Origin of the sequence: Methylobacterium sp. J-070 (assembly GCF_022829385.1) — a bacterium.
In the GTDB taxonomy this organism is placed as follows: Bacteria; Pseudomonadota; Alphaproteobacteria; order Rhizobiales; family Beijerinckiaceae; genus Methylobacterium.
On the sequence record NZ_JAKSXX010000123.1, the window covers coordinates 42904 to 61549 of the forward strand.

The 18646-nt window shown below is 72.0% G+C and carries 20 protein-coding genes; 13 read left to right on the forward strand and 7 right to left on the reverse strand.

The window, feature by feature from the left end; all coding sequences use genetic code 11:
• Nucleotides 1-252: 252 nt before the first annotated feature.
• Together MKL01_RS10600 and MKL01_RS10605 are read left to right on the forward strand one after the other, a co-directional pair.
• The gene (locus tag MKL01_RS10600; protein WP_243905179.1) at nucleotides 253-984 is read left to right on the forward strand and encodes a tRNA (guanine(46)-N(7))-methyltransferase TrmB; all 732 of its coding nucleotides are present in this window, start codon (nucleotides 253-255) and stop codon (nucleotides 982-984) included.
• A gap of 154 nt (nucleotides 985-1138) precedes the next feature.
• Entirely contained in the window at nucleotides 1139-2854 is a 1716-nt protein-coding gene (locus tag MKL01_RS10605; protein ID WP_243905180.1) for an HWE histidine kinase domain-containing protein, read from the forward strand.
• Between the two features lie 52 nt (nucleotides 2855-2906).
• Here MKL01_RS10605 and MKL01_RS10610 read toward each other — a convergent pair whose 3' ends face one another.
• Nucleotides 2907-3743: a hypothetical protein gene (locus tag MKL01_RS10610; protein WP_243905181.1), complete on the reverse strand. Its 837-nt coding sequence runs from the start codon at nucleotides 3741-3743 to the stop codon at nucleotides 2907-2909.
• A 303-nt stretch (nucleotides 3744-4046) separates the two neighbouring features.
• Between MKL01_RS10610 and MKL01_RS10615 the strand changes: the two genes are divergently transcribed.
• The 5 genes from MKL01_RS10615 (at nucleotide 4047) to MKL01_RS10635 (ending at nucleotide 8413) form a co-directional block, all read left to right on the forward strand.
• A complete protein-coding gene (locus MKL01_RS10615; protein ID WP_243905182.1) occupies nucleotides 4047-4646 on the forward strand; it encodes a superoxide dismutase in 600 nt (199 codons plus the stop codon).
• Nucleotides 4647-4992: 346 nt separating this feature from the next.
• Nucleotides 4993-6519, forward strand: coding sequence for a murein biosynthesis integral membrane protein MurJ (gene murJ / locus MKL01_RS10620; protein WP_243905183.1), 1527 nt, complete (start codon nucleotides 4993-4995; stop codon nucleotides 6517-6519).
• 72 nt (nucleotides 6520-6591) lie between these two features.
• A complete protein-coding gene (locus tag MKL01_RS10625) occupies nucleotides 6592-7269 on the forward strand; it encodes a haloacid dehalogenase type II (protein ID WP_243905184.1) in 678 nt (225 codons plus the stop codon).
• Between the two features lie 111 nt (nucleotides 7270-7380).
• On the forward strand, nucleotides 7381-7854 hold the full coding sequence (locus tag MKL01_RS10630) for an SRPBCC family protein (protein WP_243905185.1): 474 nt from the start codon (nucleotides 7381-7383) through the stop codon (nucleotides 7852-7854).
• Between the two features lie 205 nt (nucleotides 7855-8059).
• Nucleotides 8060-8413 carry a hypothetical protein gene (locus tag MKL01_RS10635; protein WP_243905186.1) on the forward strand — a complete coding sequence of 118 codons (354 nt, stop codon included), beginning with the start codon at nucleotides 8060-8062 and terminating at the stop codon, nucleotides 8411-8413.
• Between the two features lie 70 nt (nucleotides 8414-8483).
• On the opposite strand, the gene MKL01_RS10640 is transcribed toward MKL01_RS10635, so the two are convergent.
• Nucleotides 8484-10241 carry a carbamoyltransferase gene (locus MKL01_RS10640; protein ID WP_243905187.1) on the reverse strand — a complete coding sequence of 586 codons (1758 nt, stop codon included), beginning with the start codon at nucleotides 10239-10241 and terminating at the stop codon, nucleotides 8484-8486.
• A 47-nt stretch (nucleotides 10242-10288) separates the two neighbouring features.
• Complete coding sequence (nhaA, locus tag MKL01_RS10645) at nucleotides 10289-11494, reverse strand: Na+/H+ antiporter NhaA (RefSeq protein ID WP_243905188.1); 1206 nt, start codon at nucleotides 11492-11494, stop codon at nucleotides 10289-10291.
• Nucleotides 11495-11637: 143 nt separating this feature from the next.
• Between nhaA and MKL01_RS10650 the strand changes: the two genes are divergently transcribed.
• Both MKL01_RS10650 and MKL01_RS10655 read left to right on the forward strand, forming a co-directional pair.
• Entirely contained in the window at nucleotides 11638-11943 is a 306-nt protein-coding gene (locus MKL01_RS10650; RefSeq protein WP_243905189.1) for a hypothetical protein, read from the forward strand.
• A 2-nt stretch (nucleotides 11944-11945) separates the two neighbouring features.
• Nucleotides 11946-12512, forward strand: a complete 567-nt coding sequence (locus MKL01_RS10655; RefSeq protein WP_243905190.1) for a type II toxin-antitoxin system VapC family toxin — start codon at nucleotides 11946-11948, stop codon at nucleotides 12510-12512.
• Nucleotides 12513-12525: 13 nt separating this feature from the next.
• On the opposite strand, the gene tlpA is transcribed toward MKL01_RS10655, so the two are convergent.
• Nucleotides 12526-13167 carry a thiol:disulfide interchange protein TlpA gene (gene tlpA / locus MKL01_RS10660; protein ID WP_243905191.1) on the reverse strand — a complete coding sequence of 214 codons (642 nt, stop codon included), beginning with the start codon at nucleotides 13165-13167 and terminating at the stop codon, nucleotides 12526-12528.
• A gap of 42 nt (nucleotides 13168-13209) precedes the next feature.
• On the opposite strand from tlpA, the gene argH reads away from it, so the two are divergent.
• From argH to MKL01_RS10675, 3 genes are all read left to right on the forward strand, one after another.
• On the forward strand, nucleotides 13210-14589 hold the full coding sequence (gene argH / locus MKL01_RS10665; RefSeq protein ID WP_243905192.1) for an argininosuccinate lyase: 1380 nt from the start codon (nucleotides 13210-13212) through the stop codon (nucleotides 14587-14589).
• 191 nt (nucleotides 14590-14780) lie between these two features.
• Nucleotides 14781-15077, forward strand: a complete 297-nt coding sequence (locus tag MKL01_RS10670) for a hypothetical protein (RefSeq protein ID WP_243905193.1) — start codon at nucleotides 14781-14783, stop codon at nucleotides 15075-15077.
• 127 nt (nucleotides 15078-15204) lie between these two features.
• Complete coding sequence (locus tag MKL01_RS10675; protein ID WP_243905194.1) at nucleotides 15205-15918, forward strand: invasion associated locus b family protein; 714 nt, start codon at nucleotides 15205-15207, stop codon at nucleotides 15916-15918.
• Nucleotides 15919-15926: 8 nt separating this feature from the next.
• Here MKL01_RS10675 and MKL01_RS10680 read toward each other — a convergent pair whose 3' ends face one another.
• Together MKL01_RS10680 and MKL01_RS10685 are read right to left on the reverse strand one after the other, a co-directional pair.
• Nucleotides 15927-16205: a hypothetical protein gene (locus tag MKL01_RS10680; protein WP_243905195.1), complete on the reverse strand. Its 279-nt coding sequence runs from the start codon at nucleotides 16203-16205 to the stop codon at nucleotides 15927-15929.
• A gap of 506 nt (nucleotides 16206-16711) precedes the next feature.
• On the reverse strand, nucleotides 16712-17389 hold the full coding sequence (locus MKL01_RS10685) for an HAD family hydrolase (protein ID WP_243905196.1): 678 nt from the start codon (nucleotides 17387-17389) through the stop codon (nucleotides 16712-16714).
• Nucleotides 17390-17576: 187 nt separating this feature from the next.
• Here MKL01_RS10685 and MKL01_RS10690 point away from each other — a divergent pair, with 187 nt between their 5' ends.
• Nucleotides 17577-17897, forward strand: a complete 321-nt coding sequence (locus MKL01_RS10690) for a PetM family of cytochrome b6f complex subunit 7 (RefSeq protein WP_243905197.1) — start codon at nucleotides 17577-17579, stop codon at nucleotides 17895-17897.
• Nucleotides 17898-17977: 80 nt separating this feature from the next.
• Here MKL01_RS10690 and MKL01_RS10695 read toward each other — a convergent pair whose 3' ends face one another.
• On the reverse strand, nucleotides 17978-18472 hold the full coding sequence (locus MKL01_RS10695) for a PAS domain-containing protein (RefSeq protein WP_279604534.1): 495 nt from the start codon (nucleotides 18470-18472) through the stop codon (nucleotides 17978-17980).
• Nucleotides 18473-18646 lie beyond the last annotated feature (174 nt).

The following is an 18646-nucleotide window of genomic DNA, read 5'->3' on the forward strand; positions in this document are numbered from 1 at the left end:
CGCCGGGCCTGGGGCAAACCGGGCGGGCGGTGCGTCCGGCGCCGCCCCCGTTCCCGGATGTACGAAGCGCCAGCGGAACGCGATCCGGGACGGCGCGACGCGTCCGACCGGAAGGCGGCGTTCCGCGGAGGCCGTGCGGCGGATCGTGCCGTTTCGCGCCGGGTCCGGGCCCCTTCCGGCGACGCTCCGGGCGCTGCCATTGGCAGGGCTCCGGGATAGGGTTGCGTCTCATCTCCAAGGTAGACTGAGCCGGTGGATACCGACACCCCTGGACCTCAGACGGCCGAGGAGCCGGAGCGCGCCTTCTTCGGGCGGCGCAAGGGCAAGCGCCTGCGCGGTCAGCAGGAGCGCCGTCTCGCCGACCTGCTGCCGGCCCTCCGCGTGGCCCTGCCGCCCGGCGACCGACCCCTCGACCCGCGCAGCCTGTTCCCCGCGATGGCGGCCCCGCCCGACGCGATCTGGATGGAGATCGGCTTCGGGGGCGGCGAGCATCTCGCGGCCCAGGCGGAGGCCCATCCCGGGATCGGCATCATCGGGGCCGAGCCCTTCGTCAACGGCGTGGTCAAGCTGCTCGCCGCGATCGAGGCGCGGGGCCTGCGCAACGTCCGCATCCGCGACGAGGACGTCACCGCGCTGCTGGCGCGCCTGCCGGATGCGTGCCTGGAGCGCGTCTACCTGCTCTACCCCGACCCCTGGCCCAAGCGGCGCCAGCGCAAGCGCCGCTTCGTCTCGGAGGCGTCGCTGGCCGAGATCGGCCGGGTCCTGAAGGAGGGCGGCCTGTTCCGCTTCGCCAGCGACATCGACGATTACGCCGGCTGGACGCTGGCGCGGGCCGCGCGCTGCCCGGCCCTGCGGTGGACGGCGCGGAGCGCGCGGGACTGGACGCAGCCCTTCCCGGGCTGGCCCGGCACGCGCTACGAGGCCAAGGCGCTGGAGGCGGGGCGCCGGCCGACCTACCTGGAGTTCGTCCGGCTGCCGCGGTGAGTCCGGACGGGCGGGTCGCCGCAACCAGGCGGAACACCTTGCAACGGTCATGCTCGGAGGCCATCCTGACATGCCGTCGCGGTCTCGGATCGCGCCGGGCAAGGGGGCTCACTCCTGCGGGGGCGCGCCACGGCGCGTTCGAGGGTTCTTCCGAGTGAACGAGCGGGTTGGGCAGGATCCGGCGGCGGACGATCCGTATCGCACCGGCTTCGACGATGCCGCCATCGGTCTCGTCGTGCTGTCGTCCGACGAGACCGTCATCACCGCCGCCAACCGGGCCGCGCACGATCTCGTCGGCTGGGCGCCGGGCACGTTGCCCGGCCGGCCGGCCGCCGAACTCCTGCATGGGGAGGGGGAGGGCCTTCGCGACGGCCTCCAGATCTGGCGCCGGGCCGATGGCGGCGCCCTCGACGTGCGGGTGCGCCGCTCCGGCAGAACCCTCGCGGTCGAGTCCGTCGACGTCGACGCGGCGGCCCACTCCGAGGCGAACCGCGAGGCGCTCGCGGCGGCGGGCCTCGGGGAATGGCGCTGGGATCGGGCGACGGGCCTCCTCACGCTCTCGCGGCGAGCCGCCCGGATCCTGGGCCGGCCGCCGGGCCGCTCCGTGTCGTGGGACGAGCTGAAGACCGGCCTGTCGGAGGTGGAGCTCGCGCGCCTGAGCGCGGCCGTCGCCGAGGCGGCCCGCACCGGCGAGCCCTACCAGTTCGACACGCCTACGACGGTGGCCGGGCGCACGGTGATCCTGCGGGTGCGGGGTCAGGCCATCCCGGGGCCCGACGGCGCCCCCGCCGTCACGGTGGGGGTGATCCAGGACATCACCACGCGGGTCGAGGCCCGGGACGAGATCCTGTCCCGCGACCAGCGCCTGCGGGTCGCGACCACGATCGCCAAGCTCGGCATCTTCGAGTGGCACATGCTCGAGGACCAGGCGATCTGGGAGAACGAGCACATGTACGAGATCTTCGGGCACGCCCCCGAGGACGGCACCATCGGTAAGACCGAGTTCCTCAACGACATCCTCCACCCGGACGACCGCGCGGCCGTGCGCCGGGCGATCTCCCAGGCGCTGCGGGAAGACGGGATCCTGCACATCGGCGGCCGGATCCGCCGCAAGTCCGACGGGGCGTGGCGGATGATCGACATGGCCGGCCGGTTCGAGCGCGACGCCCCGGACCGCCTGCCGCGCCGCCTGATCGGGGTGGTGGCCGACGTGACCGACCGGCGCCACGCGGAGGAGCGCCAGAGCCTGCTGATCCGCGAATTGCATCACCGGGTGAAGAACACCCTGGCCACCGTGCAGGCGATCGTGGGGTCCACCGCCCGGACGGCGTCGAGCATCGAGAGTTTCTACGAGGCCTTCGTCGGCCGCATCAAATCCCTGGCCCACACCCACTCGGTGCTCACCGAGGACACGTGGCAGACGGCCTCGCTGTCGAACCTCCTGCTCAACGAGCTGAAGCCCTACGCCGAGGTGATGCCGGACGGCGGCGCCGAGGGCCGGATCAGCCTCGACGGGCCGGCGATCGACCTGCCCTCCGAGATTGCGGTGCCGATCGGGATGGCGATCCACGAACTCACCACCAACGCCGCCAAGTACGGGGCGCTGTCGAACCGCACGGGGCGGGTCGCGGTGGAATGGTCGCTGGAGCCGGGCGGCCCGGCCGGGATCCTGCGCTTCTCCTGGCGCGAGACCGGGGGCCCCCCGGTCGAGCCGCCGAGCCGGCAGGGCTTCGGCTCGCGCCTGCTGCAGCGGGTCCTGATCACGCAGGTCCAGGCCGAGGTGACGACCGATTACGCCGTCGGCGGCTTCTCCCTGACGATGCGGGCCCCGATCCCGCCGCGCAACGACAGCCTCAACCCGCTGGTCTGAGCCGGCGGCCGGCCGGACGACCCGGCGGCGGCACCGCGCGCTGTCGGACAGGTCAGGCCGCGCCGCGGGTGCCGGATTCGCCGCCGCCGTCCACGAAGGCCTTCAGCTCGTCCAGCGACGCGAAGGTGAAGCGACCCTGCGGCGTCTCCGCCTCGATCGAGCCGTCCTCGAACATCACGTAGGTGTTGCCGCCGGAGGCGTAGCGTCCGACCACGGTGCGGGTGGCCGAAGCCGACCCGGGCGCCGCGTCCAGGCTTGAACGCAGGGCCGGCGGCTCCTCCTTCGCGCCCGGAACCGCCTTGGGCCCGGCGAACAGGTCGTCCTCGGCGGTGCTCGCGTCCCGGGGCGCCGGCGCATCCGGCTTGGGCTGAACGCCCGGATCCCGCGCGACGACCGGCGGGGCCGGGACTCCCAGATCCGGCTCGGTCCGGTTGGGCTTCGATTGGGGGGATCGGGATCGCGCCGGCTCGGACGGAGCGGCCTCCGCCGGCAGCGTCGGGGGATCGTCCGTCCGGAGCTGCGGGTTCAGGTCGATCCGGGGCCGCTCGGGATCGAAGGGCGGCTCCACCACCGACGGGACGATGAAGGCCGGTGCGGAGGGCAGGACCGGCGGCAGCCGGGCTCGGCCAGCCTCGGCGGATTCCAGGTCGGGTCCGTCCGCCGCCCGCGCTCCGGAGGCGGGCCCCTGTCCGATCGCCCGTTCGACCCGGCGGACGCCGAGGGCGAGCGCGCCGAGCCCGAACAGGACCGCACCCGAGGAGGCCGCCACCGAGCCCGCGATGACCATCGCGAGGCCGCTCTCCAGGCGCACATACGGGAAACCCTGGACCACGGCGGCGCAGCCCCCGATGGCCATGGCGGCGGCGAGCGCGAACAGCGCAGCGATCATGATACTCTCTGGCACAGGCCGGCTCATCGCCGGCGCTTAAGGCGTGGCACACAGTAAGGCCTAGCCGTCATATTGCAAAACCCCCCGACGAGCCGATCCGGGATACCGGAATAGGCCGGTCATCCGCCGGCGGTCCCGGTGCGGCCCGGTCCGCCCTCCGCCGGTCGACATTCCCGGACCTTCGCGCCGGACCGGCCCGGAACGGCGTTGCCGTCCTGCGGCCGCCGACTTACCTAGCGGGCTCTCGACTCGGGAGCCCCCGCCGGGGACGAGGCCGTTCCCTGCCAAGCGGAGACAGATGCGATGACCTTCACCCTGCCGGAACTGCCCTACGCCTACGACGCGCTGGGGCCGTACATGTCGAAGGAAACACTCGAGTTCCACCACGACAAGCACCACAAGGCCTATGTCGATACGGGCAACAAGCTGCTCGAGGGCACGGATCTCCAGGGCAAGAGCGTCGAGGAGATCGTCAAGGCCGCCTACAACACGAATCAGCCGCTCTTCAACAACGCCGGCCAGCACTACAACCACATCCACTTCTGGCAGTGGATGAAGCCGAACGGCGGCGGCGCGATCCCCGGCGCGCTCGCGAAGAAGATCGACGAGGATCTGGGCGGGCCTGAGAAGTTCAAGGCGGACTTCATCCAGGCGGGCATCGGCCAGTTCGGCTCCGGCTGGGCGTGGCTCGCCGTCAAGGACGGCAAGCTGGCGATCATGAAGACCCCGAACGGCGAGAACCCCCTGGTCCACGGCGCCAAGCCGATCCTCGGCGTCGACGTGTGGGAGCACTCCTACTACATCGATTACCGCAACCGCCGGCCCGACTACCTGAAGGCGTTCATCGAGAACCTCGTGAACTGGGAGCACGTGGAGAAGATGTACGGCGAGGCGACCGCCTGATCCGGTATCCGTGAGTCGGCACCGCGGACCCTGTGTCCGCGGTGCCCTTGAGGTGGCCGCCGAAACCGGCTCTTGATGCGCCGGATCGGGCCGACCCGGTCTGTGCCGGGGTCCCGGGTCATTTCCAGCCTGTTCCGCAGGATCGCATCGGGTCGCAGGACGCTCTCGACACCCCGAGCCCTCTCCCCCCTCGCAGAGGCTTCCGGCTTCGACATCTGGCTGGACCGCGCGTGCCGGATGAAGCGCGGCTTCCCTCTCCCGTGCGGGAGTGGGAGGGCGGCGCGCCTTGCCCAGGTCGGCGTTTGAACACCCTAGCCTACAGAGTGAAAAGGGCGGTTTGCCTCCGATGATCCGCTCCATCCTCTCGGTCGGCGGCTGGACCCTGGTCTCGCGCGTCACCGGCTTCGCCCGCGACGTGGTGATGGCCGCCGTGATGGGCGCTGGGCCGATGGCGGACGCCTTCGTGGTGGCGTTCCGGCTGCCCAACCATTTCCGCGCGATCTTCGGCGAGGGCGCGTTCAACACCGCCTTCGTGCCGGCCTATGCCGGGCTCGCCGAGAGCGGCGCCCCCGGTGCGGCTCACCGGTTCGCCGACCGCGTCTTCACCCTGATGCTGATCGTTCAGCTCGTGCTGCTGAACCTCGCCCTGCCGGCGATGCCCTGGGTGGTGCACGCCCTGGCGCCGGGCTTCGCCGAGGACGGCGAGCGCTTCCAGCTCGCGGTGGCGCTGACCCGCATCACCTTCCCGTACCTGCTGTTCATGACCCTGGTGACGCTGCTGTCGGGCATCCTCAACGCCCACCGGCACTTCGCCGTGGCGGCCGGCGCCCCGGTCCTGCTCAACCTCGCCATGCTGGCGGCCCTGTCGGCGAGCTTCCTGTTCCCGAACGCCGCCTACGCGGCCGCCTGGGGCGTCGCGGTCTCGGGTGTGCTGCAGTTCGGCCTGCTGTGGTGGGGCTGCCGCCGGGCGCGCGTGATGCCCGACCTCGCGGTGCCGCGGCTCGATCCGGCGCTGAAGCGGTTCTTCGCGGTGCTGGGGCCCGCGGTGATCGGCTCCGCGGGTTTTCAGATCGCCGCCTTCGCCGACACGATCATCGCCAGCTGGCTGCCCACCGGGGCGGTCTCGGCGCTCTACTACGCCGACCGGCTCTATCAGCTGCCCTTCGGGGTGATCGCGATTGCGGCCGGCACCGTGCTGCTGCCCGAGATGAGCCGGCGGATCGCCGCCGGCGACGTTGCCGGCGCACACGCGGCGCAGAACCGGGCGGCGGGCTTCTCCCTCGCCCTGTCGGCCCCGTTCACCGTCGCGTTCCTCACGATCCCGGACCTGATCATGGCGGCGCTGTTCCAGCGCGGCGCCTTCGGCGCCGAGGACGCGGCCCGGGCCGCCTCGGTGCTGGCGGCCTACGGGTTCGCGTTGCCCGCCGTCGTGCTGGTGCGCAGCGCGACGGCGAGCTTCTACGCCCGCCAGGACACCAAGACCCCGCTCTGGGCCTCGTTGACAGCGATCGGGGTCAACGTCGCCCTCAAGCTCTGGCTCACCGGACCGTACGGCGTCACCGGGCTGGCGCTGGCCACCGCGGTCAGCCAGTGGGTCAACCTGCTGCTGCTGCTGGCGCTCGCCAAGCGCCGCGGCTGGACGGCGCCGGGGCGCACCCTGGGCCTGACCGTCGCGGGCGTCGCGCTCGCCTGCCTGGGGCTCGCTGTGGTCGCCATATACGGCCAGGGCCTCGTGCAGGCTCTGGTGCCGGCCCTGCCGCACGGGCGCGAGATCGCCGTCCTGGCGGTGCTCGGCCTCGTCGGGGCTCTGGTCTATGGCGGCCTGCTCGCGGGCCTGCTGCACCTGTTCGGCCTGCGCCTGCGCCGGGCCTGAGAAGACCCGGCCGGGGTCGCCGCCATGCGATCCCGGCCCCAGATCGGGCGAGACCACCCAGTGAGGAACGCCATGACCGACGCACCAGGACCGCTCGCCGGCGTGAAGGCCGCGGTGTTCGACGCCTACGGGACCCTGTTCGACGTGAACGCGGCGGTGCAGCGCTACGCCGAGGCGGTCGGGCCGGACGCGAACCACCTCTCGGAGGTGTGGCGCAACAAGCAGCTCGAATACAGCTGGACGCTGTCGCTGATGGGGCACTACGCGGCCTTCTGGGACCTGACCGTGCGGGCCCTCGACTACGCCCTGGCGGTCCATCCGAACGTCGATCCCGGGCTGCGGGAGCAGCTCCTCGACGCCTACCGCGACCTCGACGCGTATCCCGAGGTCCCGAGCGTGCTGGCGGCCCTGCGCAAGCGCGGGATCCGCACGGCGGTGCTCACCAACGGCAACGCCGCCATGGTCGACCGGGCCGTGGCCTCGGCCGGCCTCGCCGACCACCTCGACGCGGTCCTCTCGGTGGACGACGCGCAGGTGTTCAAGACCCACCCCGACGCCTACCGGATCGTCCTGACCCGGCTGGCCGTCGGCCGGGGCGACGTGCTGTTCTGCTCCTCGAACCGCTGGGATGTCGCGGGGGCGGGGGCCTTCGGCTTCCGGACCGCCTGGGTGAACCGCAGGGGGCTGCCGGACGAATACGCCGACCTCGCCCCCACCGGGGTGGTCGGGTCCCTCGACGGGCTGCTCTGACAGTCGCGGCGACTTGGACTAAAGTCGATCTTGCAACGTGCAGTCCCTGCACTTGGTGTGCTCCTGACTCGGACGCCAGGAAGACGAGCGTCGAGCGCTAGGGAGCATCTGATGAAGCGCGTGCTGTTGGCCGCCGCCGTATTCGGCGTCGGCGTGGTGGGACCGGCCTGGGCCCTCGAAGTCACCAAGTCGGTCGATGTCGCCGCATCACCCGAGACCGTGTGGAAGACCATCGGCGGGTTCTGCGGGATCGGCGACTGGCATCCGGTGATCGAGAAATGCGCCCTGTCCAAGAAGGGCGGCAAGGACGTGCGGACGCTCAGCCTGAAGGGTGGCGGGACCATCGTCGAGGAGGAGGAGTCCCGCAGCGACAAGAAGATGGACTACACCTACACGATCCTGGAAGGCCCGCTGCCCGTGACGGATTATCACTCGACGCTCATGGTCGCGAAGGCCGGCGGCGGCTCGAAGGTGACCTGGAAGGGCACGTTCAAGGCCAAGGGCGCCCCCGACGCGAAGGCGGAAGAGGCCATCGCGGGCGTCTACGATGCCGGCCTGAAGGGGATCGCCGACAAGGCGAAATAGCCGTTCGGCGGAGGCGGCCCCGGCGCGCCTCCGCCGAACGGCCCCGGAACCGGTGCGGCCGCGCGATCCGGGACACGATGGCGTTACCGGACGGCAACGCCCGTCCGGGCCCCCGGTGAGACCCTATCCGGCACGCATTCGCCCCGGGCCGCTTCGGGGATTTTTAATCCTCCCGGTGTTGGATCAACCTCAACACGAACGGGAGATGTTTCGCGTGTCCTTCACCGGTTCCTTCACGATGATCCGCGCCGGGGTCGCCGCCCTCGCCGCGACCCTGCTGCTCGGGGCCGTCGCCCCGGCCACCGCCCGCGACCAGACCGGCGCCATCGTCGGCGGCCTGGCGGCCGGCGTCGTCGGCGGCGTGGTGGGCAGCGCCCTCGTCAACGGCGCGAACCCGCCGCCCCCGCCGCCGGAGTACCGCCCGCGCCGCGTCCTGGTCGAGGAGCCCGAGACCGTCGTGGTGCGCGAGCGCCGCGGCCCGATCTGCCATTACGAGCGCCGCAAGGAGTGGCTCGGCGACGGCGAGTTCACCTACCGCCGCGTCGAGGTCTGCGAGTAAATTCTTCGGACTTTCGTCCGGACCACAGCGAGGCATCGAGCGCCGCGCTCCTTTCGGGGCGCGGCGCATGTCATTTCACCACCAGCCAATCCTCGACCACCAGGGCGTCGAGGCCGGTGGTGTAGAACATCAGGATCGCGTCCTCCGCGCCGTGGAGGATCGGCTTGCCCATCACGTTGAAGCTGGTGTTGAGCAGGATCGGCACGCCGGTGATCGCCGCGAAGGCGCCGATCAGGGCCGCGTAGGCCGGGTTCCGCGCCGCCGTGACGCTCTGGAGCCGGCCGGTCCCGTCCGCATGGACAACCGCCGGGACCCGGGGGCGCACCGCCTCGCGCCAGACCAGGGTGCGCTCCATGTAGGGGCTGTCGGCGTAGTCCTCGAACCAGTCCGGACCGGCCTCCGCCAGGATCGACGGCGCGAAGGGCCGGAACGCCTCCCGGTACTTCACCTTGGCGTTGAGCGCGTCCTTGGCGCCCTCCGGCCGCGGATCGGCCAGGATCGAGCGGTTGCCGAGCGCCCTGGGCCCGAACTCCGCCGGGCCCTGCACCCAGCCGACGAGGCCCCCCGCGGCCAGGATCCGCGCCGCCGCGCGGGTCGCCTCCGCGTGGCCGACGCGGCGCGCGCGGGGCTCCTGCTCGGCCAGCCGCTCCATCGGGAGCGTCGAGACCCGCGAGCCCAGATAGGGCGTGAGCGGGCGCTGCGCGGGGGGCGGCCCGGCCCAGCCCGGATGGTCCTCCGCGTAGGCGAGCCAGGCGGCGCCCACGGCGTTGCCGTCGTCGGCCGGCGCCGACGGGACGTGCAGGCGGCGGAAGCCGGAGCGGCCGAGCACCCGGCCGTTGTAGGAGGAGTTGAGCGCGCAGCCGCCGCACAGGACGAGGTTCTCGGAGGGGCCGAGGGCGGCGGCCTCGGCCACCAGCGCGTCCATCAGGGTCGCGAACAGATCCTGGCCGCAGCGGGCGAGATCGGCCCAGCCGCTCTCCAGGGCGTCGGCGGGCCGGCGCCCGCGGATCTCCGCGGCGACCGCCCGGATCGTCTCTGCGTCGGCGAAGCGCAGGCGGCCGCCCGCGACCGTGCAGAGCCGGGCCAGCAGGGCGGCGAGGTCCGGATCGGGGCGCCCATAGGGGGCGAGCCCCATGATCTTCCACTCCTCGCCCTTCACCTGGTCGAAGCCGGCGAGATCGGTGATCAGCCCGTACAGGAAGCCCAGCGAGCCGCGCCCGCGGTGGCGGCGCAGCTCCGTGATCCCGCCGTCCTCCAGCCGGTAGATCGCCGCCGCGCCGGTCTCGCCCATGCCGTCGACCACCAGGGCGGTGGCCTCGTGGAAGGGGCTGCCCCAGAGGCCGTAGGCGGCGTGGCAGAGATGGTGCGGGTAGCGGCGCTGCCCGGCGATCGTGGCCCGGGGTGCCGCCCCGGTGATCCGCGCCTCCTGGTTGAGGGCCAGGAGCGTGCCGTGGCCGGCCCGCTCCTGGGCGCCGTGGAGGTCGGCGATGAACACCCGCTCGGCCTGCTCGGGGACGAAGGAGCGGTTGAGCGCGGTGGGATGGGCGGCGAGCGCCATCAGGTCGAAGGTCCCGGCCCCGGCTTGCCCGCGCAGGAACCCGGCGAATTGCGGTCCCCAGGTCGAGGCGACGACGAGTTCGGATCCGGGCGGGACGTGGTCCTTCAGCAGGGCGGCCATCCAGGCCGGGGCGTCGGGTTCGCAGTTCGGCGCGCGCTTGTACTGGAGAACGCGCTCCGCGGCCTCCGCGAACAGCAGGCCTCCGTCGGGCCCGACCAATGCGAGGGCGGGATCGTGAAAGGTTGTGGCGAGGCCGAGATAGAAGCGCATGCCGACGCGGGGTAGCGCATTTTTCCGCGCGGCGGACCCCGGGCGCGCTATCCCGGAGCGGTTCTGGGCGGCGCCAGCCGGAGAATCGCCGCGCCCGCCAGTCCCGACAGGGCCGAGCCCGCCAGGACGCCGAGCTTCACGGCGGTCTCGTGCTGCGGGTCCGCGAAGGCGAGACCGCCGATGAACAGGCTCATGGTGAAGCCGATCCCGCACAGCACCGCGATGCCGTAGACCTGCCCCCAGGCGGCCCCGGCCGGGCGCTTGGCCAGCCCGAGTGCGACGGCGAGCCGCAGGCTCGCGAACACACCGGCCTGCTTGCCGAGAAACAGGCCGGCGGCGACGCCCAGGGTCACGGGCTGGAGCAGCGCATCGCCGGTCAGGCCGGTCAGGTCCACGCCGGCATTGGCGAAGCCGAAGACCGGGACCACCACGTAGGTGATCCAGGGGGACAGGGCATGCTCCAGCCGATGGAGCGGCGAATCCGCCGCCTCCGGCCGGCCGGGACTGACCCGGATCGGGATGGTCAGCGCCAGGAGCACCCCCGCCACCGTGGCGTGGATCCCGGAGCGCAGCACCAGGACCCAGAGCACGAGGCCGAGGAACCCGTAAGCCGGCAGCCACGCGATGCCCGCCCGGTTGAGGCCGTAGAGGCCGGCGAGCACGAGGGCGGCCAAGCCCAGCATCGTGGCGTCGAGGCCGGCGCTGTAGAACAGCGCGATCACCAGCACGGCGCCGAGATCGTCCACGATGGCGACCGCGCTGAGGAAGATCTTCAGCGAGACCGGCACCCGCGCGCCGAGGAGCGCCAGCACGCCCAGCGCGAAGGCGATGTCGGTGGCCGCCGGGATCGCCCAGCCGCGCAGGGTGCCGGCGCCGGCATTGAACAGGGCATAGACCAGGGCCGGCACCGCCATGCCGCCGAGCGCCGCGAAGCCGGGCAGCACCCGGTCGGGCCAGGTGCGCAGCCGCCCGTCCAGCGCTTCGCGCTTGATCTCCAGCCCGACCAGCAGGAAGAACCCGGCCATCAGGCCGTCGTTGATCCAGTGCAGCACGCTCATCGGCCCGAGCGCGGCGTGGAGCGCGTGCGCGTAGGCCTCGGCCAGGGGCCCGTTGGCGACGATCAGCGCCAGCGCCGCCGCGGCCATCAGGATCAGGCCGCCGGCCGCCTCGCTCGTGAGCATCGCGCGGATAGCCGAGAGCGGGCGCGGGCCCCGGCCCGGCGGGGCGCGGCCGGGACTGGGGGACGGCTTCATCGGGGATAGGCCTTGCCGCGCTTTTAGGGGCTGGGCAAGGGGCTGGGGCGAAGAGCGTGGGCAAGCGGCTGGGCCCATCTGTCCGCGTACCGTCCCTTGCGCTATCCTTCCGCCATCGAGAGTCGGGGGTGCAGGAAGTGGCTGTGCCGAAAACCACATCCGCCCAACGGAAGCGCGCACCTCGGCTGGGAGCACGAATCCACGCCGCCGTTCTGGAGGAGGCCCGGCGTGCCGGGCTGCTCGACGGCGATACGTCCGAGCATGTGAGCTTCCGCGCGCCGTCCGCGCTCGTGGAGGCCGCCAAGCGCGAGGCGGGCATCACCTCGACGACCGAACTCGGAATGGTCGCCCTGGCGCTCCTCGCGCAGTCCGACCCGGTCGCGGATTTTCTCCACCGGACCGCGGGGCGCCTCGGGCCCGACCATGATCTCGACACCGGCTCGCATTGAGCGTGGACCTGCGTGGTGCGCTCCGGCGGCGGAAGCCGGATAAGCGAAGCATCCGTCTCGTCCCACGTCCGCAGCACGAAGCGGCGGATGACTGGACGGCCTTCGACGAAGCCGCGCCGCTCGCCCTCGTCCTCGATACGGGCGTCTATATCCACAGCGCGGCCGGTCGGCTGCCCGAGGATCTGCAGGGCCGCATCGAGCGCGCACTGCTGTTCCACTGCGCGGTCGCGCTGGCCGAACTGGCGGTCGGCGTCGCCGCCTCAGACCCGGTCGGGCCGAACTGGCCGGCGTTGCGCGATCACTACGCCGAACTTTTCGGACAGATACCGGACACACGCCTACTCACGCCCGACGCGCAGACATACGCGGATGCCGGCATCCTCGCGGGAACCCTCGCGCGCCTCCAGGGCTACCAGAGCCACCAGCGCACGGCCTGCCTCGCCGATGCGCTCATCTTCCTCACCGCCGCTCGGGCCGGTCTTCCGGTTCTGACGGCCAATCGCGACGATTTCGATCTCCTTCAGCAACTGGCACCGGAGGGACGGTTCCTCGCCTACGAGCGCGACTGACCTGCCGTGCCCGTCACGACACCCGCCCCAGCGCCGCCCGGATCAGCGCCAGCCCGTCGGGGCTCGACCAGGCGGCCGGGCCCTTCATCACCCCGAGGGTGCAGCCCTGTGCGTCGATCAGCAGCGTGGTCGGCAGCCCGGGGGACTGGGTGTCGCGCTGGATCGCCGGGAGCACGCGTCCGCCCGGATCGGCGTAGAAGGCGAGGTCGTGGATGCCGGCCTGCTTGAGCCAGTCCGGCGGCTTGTCGAGGTTGCGGGTGTCGACGTTGATCGCCACCACGGTGAAGTCGGGCCCGCCGAGCTGCGCCTGGAGGCGGTCGAGCGCCGGCATCTCGGCCTTGCAGGGAGCGCACCACGTCGCCCAGAGATTGACCAGCAGCAGCCGGCCCCTGAGGTCGCCGAGGCTCGTCTCGGCGCCGTCCGGACCCTTGAACCGGATCTCGGGCGCGGGCCGGGCCTGCGGCAGCGCCTGCATGCCGGCGACCGCGCCCTTGGCGGACGCGTCGACCCGGGCGAGCGCCGGCGCGGCACCCGCGCAGGGCTGAGGCGCCCCGCCCGTGTTGCCGGGCAGGAGACCGCTCCCGTATAGGGCGAGCCCGAGGGCGGCGAGCGCGGCGACGCCGACGCCGACCGCGATTGTGGTGCGGCGGGGCATCAGGCTTGCCTGCCGGGATGGTCAGGGCGCGGAAGGATCGACATGAGCAACCGGATGTGGGGCGGCCGCTTCGCGAGCGGCCCGGCGGAGATCATGGAGGAGATCAACGCCTCCATCGGATTCGACAAGCGCCTCGCGCCCCAGGACATCCGCGGCTCGCTGGCGCATGTGGCGATGCTCGGCCAGGCCGGCATCCTCCCGGCACAGGATGTGGCCGCGATCGAGGCCGGGCTCAAGTCCGTCCGCGACGAGATCGAGGCCGGGACCTTCGTGTTCAAGCGCGAACTCGAGGACATCCACATGTCGGTGGAGAGCCGGCTCACCGAGATCGTCGGCCCGGCCGCCGGGCGCCTGCACACGGCGCGCTCGCGCAACGACCAGGTTGCCACCGACATGAAGCTGTGGGTGCGCGATACCCTCGACTCCCTGGACCAGCAGGCCGCCGACCTTCAGCGCGCCCTGGCCGAGACCGCCCTCAAGCACGCCGGCACCGTGATGCCGGGCTTCACCCATCTCCAGTCGGCCCAGCCGGTGACCTTCGGCCACCATTGCCTCGCCTATGTCGAGATGCTGGCCCGGGACCGCGGCCGGTTCCGCGACGCGCGGGCCCGCCTCAACGAGTGCCCGCTGGGCGCCGCGGCTCTGGCCGGCACCTCCTTCCCGATCGACCGGCACGCCACCGCGGCGGCGCTGGGCTTCGACCGGCCGACCGCCAACTCGCTCGATTCGGTGGCCGACCGCGACTTCGCCCTGGAATCCCTCGCCGCGGCCTCGATCTGCGCCGTGCACCTGTCGCGCTTCGCCGAGGAGCTGGTGGTCTGGACCTCGGCGCAGTTCAATTTCGTCAAGCTGTCGGACGGCTACACCACCGGCTCGTCGATCATGCCGCAGAAGCGCAACCCCGACGCCGCCGAGCTGGTCCGGGCCAAGTCCGGCCGGATCATCGGCGCGCTCACCGGCCTGCTGATCGTCATGAAGGGCCTGCCGCTCGCCTATTCGAAAGACATGCAGGAGGACAAGGAGGGCACCTTCGACGCCCTCCAGGCGCTGTCCCTGTGCCTCGCCGCGCTGACCGGGATGGTCAAGGATCTGGAGCCCAACGCCGCGGTGCTCGCCCAAGCCGCCGGCTCCGGCTACGCCACCGCCACGGACCTCGCCGACTGGCTGGTGCGCGAGCTCGGCCTGCCGTTCCGCCAGGCCCACCACGTCACCGGCCGCCTGGTCGGCGCTGCCTCCGCCCGGGGCGTCGGGCTGGAAGAGCTGTCGCTGCCCGAGATGCAGGAGGCCGAACCGCGCATCACCGACGCGGTCTACGCCGTGCTCGGGGTCGCGAACTCGGTGGCGAGCCGGACCAGCTACGGCGGCACCGCACCCGACAACGTGCGCGCGCAGGCGCAGGGCTGGATCGCGCGGCTGGGCTGACCGGTCCGCGGCGGTTCCGTGCGGACCGGTCCGGGCGGTCGCCAGACGGTCGCTCCGGATCGGGCCGCCGCCGACTTACCCACAGGCGTCCACCGGAATTGTGCGTTGCAACCATCGTCCGGCCCGCGCGTTCAGGGTCTGGCTAAGTCCGCCCAGCTACAAGCTTCGCCGTTTGGATCGGAGTTCGCAGGATGCTTGTCGAGAGTTGGCTGAATCCGGACGCGGTGCCCGATTTCGCGGCGCACGCCACGGCGATGATCGATGCGGCTTTGACCGGGTCGGGCCTGACGCGCGAGTCCTACTGGGCCGCCGTCCGCAAGGGCTACAACACGCCCTACAACGATCCGCCGCGCAAGGAGGCCGCCCCCACGCGCCACGCTCCGGCCCAGCCGAACGCGATCACGTCGCCCGCCGGCCCCCCGGGCGGGCCCATCGCGGTGCCCGCAGGGGTCATCGCGTCCCTGGCCGCCGAAGCCCGGGCGCTCTGACAGAGCCCGTCCACCCCGTATAGGGGCGTAACGCCCGCCGCCATCTTGCCGACGTTTTACGCAAGCTTCACTATTCCTGAAATCCGGTGCGGTGCCTGAGGGTGTCGCCCGTCGTCAGGAAGTGAAGATGGTCTGCGTCACCCGCCTGCTCCCGGTCGGAGCCCTTGCCCTGCTCGCATCCGGGCTCGCGACAGGTCTCGTCGGGGGGCTCGGCGGCGCCGTCCTGTCCGTGACGGTTGCGTCGGCCCAGGAGGCTGCTCCGGCCGCCGAAGACGCCGGTCCGGTCCGCCGCGGGCGCCGGCACGGCCGCGAGCGGGCGAAGCCGGCCGCACGGAAGGCGGCGACGCCGCCGGGGATGCAGCAGGCCACGCCGGTGGCGATCTTCGGCGACTGGAACGTGTTCGTGAACGGCGATGGCCGGAACAAGCTCTGCTACGCCATCGCGCAGCCGCAGGCCCGCTCGCCCAAGACCCTCAAGCGCGACACCGCCTACCTGTTCGTAAGCGTGCGCAAGAGCGAGAACGTGCAGAACGAGGTTGCGGTGATGCTGGGCTTCCCGTCGAAGCCCGCGGCGTCCCAGCTCAAGCCGGGCTCGGCCGCCGCGCCCACCGACCCGAGCCTCAACCTCGGCGCCAGCCGCTACGGCCTCGTGGTCAAGGACGGGAATGCCTGGCTGCAGAACCCCGCCGAGGAAGCACGGGTCGTCTCGGAAATGAGCGGGCGCAACCCCAAGCTCGTCATCAAGACCACCTCGCTGCGCGGGAACCCGACGAGCGACGAATACGCGCTCGGCGGGTTCGCGGAGGCGATGAAGCGCACCCGCGACGAGTGCGGCAAGTAGCGCGCCGGTCAGGCGCGGGCCCGGGCCCGGGCGTTCACCCGCTGCCGGGCCGCGCGGGCCGCCTCCTCGGCGGTGCGGAACACGACCCCGTCGAGGTCGTCGAAATCGCGCGCCGATGAGAAGAACCGCACGCCGCGCCCCTCGGGCACGGTGATCCCGGCGGTGATCTCGCCGATCTCGATGACGCGCGCCGGTTCGGTGCGCACCGTCGACACGGCGCCGGCGGAGGCCGGCTCGACCGCGTCGAGACGGCGTTCGGGCGTGAACTCTGCGTAGAGGCTGTGCATGGGGCTCGGAACTCCCTCGGCAGGCGAGAAGCCATGCCGGATCACGATGACTGCTGCGTGATGGTCGGCGGGCTGGAGCCGTGTCCGGTCGCGTGGCGATCCCGAACGGCCCTCAGCCACCGTCTTGACGCGCGCTCCCTCGCCGAAGCGGTGCTCCCGTCGGCGGCGGGCGCTCTAGCGTCGACAGCGCCAGCGATGGGCGGGGGACCGGGGAGCGGTCAGCGGCCGGTGTTCACGAGAGTGCATTCGGCTCGACATCGGATGTCCTCCAGACCGAAGGACCGCGCGGCACGGGGCCGTCGCAGTGCTTTAGCGTTTGATGACGCGGCGCAAGCTACGCTTCTCAAATCACCGCGGCCGGGACGGGCACGAACAGGCGTTCGTCCGCTCCGGCGTCCCTGAAGATGGAGGCGCATCCGCGGGCCGTCAACGGAACGGATTTCCGATTTTCAGGCCGCCCTTGGCAGGACGCCCCTCCCATCCGAGGCCCGGAGAGGCGGGACCGCTCAGGCCCCGGCGAGCACGGCCGCGAGGTCGGAGAAGTCCGAGAAGATCCGGGCCGCGCCGGCCCGCAGGAGGTCGGCGCCGGCGGGATCGTGGCCCCAATGCCCGCCGCCGGTGAAGCCCGCGACCCGCATGCCGGCGCTCCGCGCCGCCGTGACGCCCGGCACGCTGTCCTCGATCACCAGGCATCGGGCGGGCGCGACGGCCATGCGGTCGGCGGCGAACAGGAACAGGTCGGGAAAGGGCTTGCCCCGCGCCACCTGCGCCGAGGAGAAGACGTGGTCGCCGAACAGGGGCAGCAGCCCGGTCAGGGTCAGGGAATGGCGCAGCCGCACCGGATCGCTGCTCGACGCCACGCAGACCGGCAGGCTCACCGCCGCCACCGCCTCGGCGACACCGCGCATCGCCCGCAGTTCCGCATCGAACAGCGCCAGGGTCTCGGCCTTGACCGCCTCCACGAAGCCCGGCGGGGCCGTGACGCCGTAATCGCGGGCGATATGCGCCATGATCGACGCCATGGAGGTGCCGGTGAAGCGCGCCCGCACGGTGGCGAGGTCGATCGCGACGCCGATGCGTTTCAGGCCGGCGGTGAGGCAGGCAAGGCTCAAGGGTTCGCTGTCGACCAGCACGCCGTCGCAATCGAAGATCACGAGGCCGAGTTCCGTCACGCGCGCGTCCAAGATCGACCGTTCCCGCACGGCCCGCCGCCGCCGGGCGACCCTGTGGCACGGGCTCATCGCACCGGCAATCGCGCGTTGCGGCGCAGGCTGCCGGTGCTTGCACCGGGCGGCCCGGGCCCATACTCCCTGTCGGGCGCCGATCGGCGCGCAGGCGACGCCCCCACGGCAAGGCTCAGAAGATCCCGCGATGTTCCGCTTTCTGGCCCGTGTCCTGGGATTCCTGCTGACGGCCGCCGGCTTCGTCGCACTGGTCTATGACGGCGCCCGCTCGATCGCCAACAACGGCCTGCGGGTGACGCCGCTCTCCGACGTGATCGCCACCCTGTTCAAGGACAAGGCCGGGGCCCTGCAGGGCAGCGTGGAGGGGGCGGCGCCCTGGCTCTGGCACATCCTGGGGCTGCCGCTCACCCTGGCGCCGGCCTCTCTGATCGGACTCGGCCTCGGCGCGGTGCTGCTCTGGCTCGGCCAGCCCGGGCGGGAGCCGATCGGCTTCCTGACGAAGCCCTGATCCGGGGCGGACCGCCCTCCGATCCTGCGCGGACGGCGAGCGCGGCCCGCGGTTCGACGCGCGCTTCGGGGGAGGGCGCTCTAGCGGTCGCCCTCCTCGGCCCGGGCTCCGGCGAGTTCGCGCTTCAGCCGCGTGATCTCGGCGGACATCGCGTAGTGCTCGCTGACGTCGAGCTGCGAGGCGAAGAAGTAGATGACCCGGCCGGCCGCGTCCCGCACCGGCCCGACATACAGGGCGTTGTAGAAGGTCGAGCCGTCCTTGCGGTAATTGAGGAGATCCACTCTGACGTCGACCTCCTGCCGGATCGCCTCCCGAAGCCGGTCGATGGCCTCCGGATCGGTGTCAGGCCCCTGGAGGAAGCGGCAGTTGCGCCCCGTCACCTCCATCCGCGTGTAGCCGGTGAGCTTCAGGAAGGAGTCGTTGGCGAAGACGATCGGGTTGTCGAAATGACGCGGGTCGGTGATGATCATCGGCATCCGCGTCGCCCGCACAGCGGCGGCGAACGGATCGCCCGGATAGGAATCCGCCTTCAGGTTGTCGAGCACGTGGCTCGTGGCGCTCCAGCCCCTCTCCATGCCGTGTCGGCTCCTCCCCGGGGACGCATCGGTCGCCATCGCTCCGGTATTACAAGCCGGAAATTGTGTGCAAGGTCCAGTCCCCACCTATAGGTTTCATCTCCGCCGCGGCGCTTTGGAGCGGCCGTTCGGGCCTGCGGCTTTCTCGGGGGCGGCGGGATCCCCATATTGCGG

What these genes read in the sequence shown, in the direction of transcription:
- MKL01_RS10610 (WP_243905181.1), bottom strand. Translation starts at nt 3,743, where the DNA reads ATGATCGCTGCGCTGTTCGCGCTCGCCGCCGCCATGGCCATCGGGGGC.
- MKL01_RS10615 (WP_243905182.1), top strand. Translation starts at nt 4,047, where the DNA reads ATGACCTTCACCCTGCCGGAACTGCCCTACGCCTACGACGCGCTGGGG.
- murJ (WP_243905183.1), top strand. Translation starts at nt 4,993, where the DNA reads ATGATCCGCTCCATCCTCTCGGTCGGCGGCTGGACCCTGGTCTCGCGC.
- MKL01_RS10625 (WP_243905184.1), top strand. Translation starts at nt 6,592, where the DNA reads ATGACCGACGCACCAGGACCGCTCGCCGGCGTGAAGGCCGCGGTGTTC.
- MKL01_RS10630 (WP_243905185.1), top strand. Translation starts at nt 7,381, where the DNA reads ATGAAGCGCGTGCTGTTGGCCGCCGCCGTATTCGGCGTCGGCGTGGTG.
- MKL01_RS10635 (WP_243905186.1), top strand. Translation starts at nt 8,060, where the DNA reads ATGTTTCGCGTGTCCTTCACCGGTTCCTTCACGATGATCCGCGCCGGG.
- MKL01_RS10640 (WP_243905187.1), bottom strand. Translation starts at nt 10,241, where the DNA reads ATGCGCTTCTATCTCGGCCTCGCCACAACCTTTCACGATCCCGCCCTC.
- nhaA (WP_243905188.1), bottom strand. Translation starts at nt 11,494, where the DNA reads ATGAAGCCGTCCCCCAGTCCCGGCCGCGCCCCGCCGGGCCGGGGCCCG.
- tlpA (WP_243905191.1), bottom strand. Translation starts at nt 13,167, where the DNA reads ATGCCCCGCCGCACCACAATCGCGGTCGGCGTCGGCGTCGCCGCGCTC.
- argH (WP_243905192.1), top strand. Translation starts at nt 13,210, where the DNA reads ATGAGCAACCGGATGTGGGGCGGCCGCTTCGCGAGCGGCCCGGCGGAG.
- MKL01_RS10670 (WP_243905193.1), top strand. Translation starts at nt 14,781, where the DNA reads ATGCTTGTCGAGAGTTGGCTGAATCCGGACGCGGTGCCCGATTTCGCG.
- MKL01_RS10675 (WP_243905194.1), top strand. Translation starts at nt 15,205, where the DNA reads ATGGTCTGCGTCACCCGCCTGCTCCCGGTCGGAGCCCTTGCCCTGCTC.
- MKL01_RS10680 (WP_243905195.1), bottom strand. Translation starts at nt 16,205, where the DNA reads ATGCACAGCCTCTACGCAGAGTTCACGCCCGAACGCCGTCTCGACGCG.
- MKL01_RS10690 (WP_243905197.1), top strand. Translation starts at nt 17,577, where the DNA reads ATGTTCCGCTTTCTGGCCCGTGTCCTGGGATTCCTGCTGACGGCCGCC.
- MKL01_RS10695 (WP_279604534.1), bottom strand. Translation starts at nt 18,472, where the DNA reads ATGGAGAGGGGCTGGAGCGCCACGAGCCACGTGCTCGACAACCTGAAG.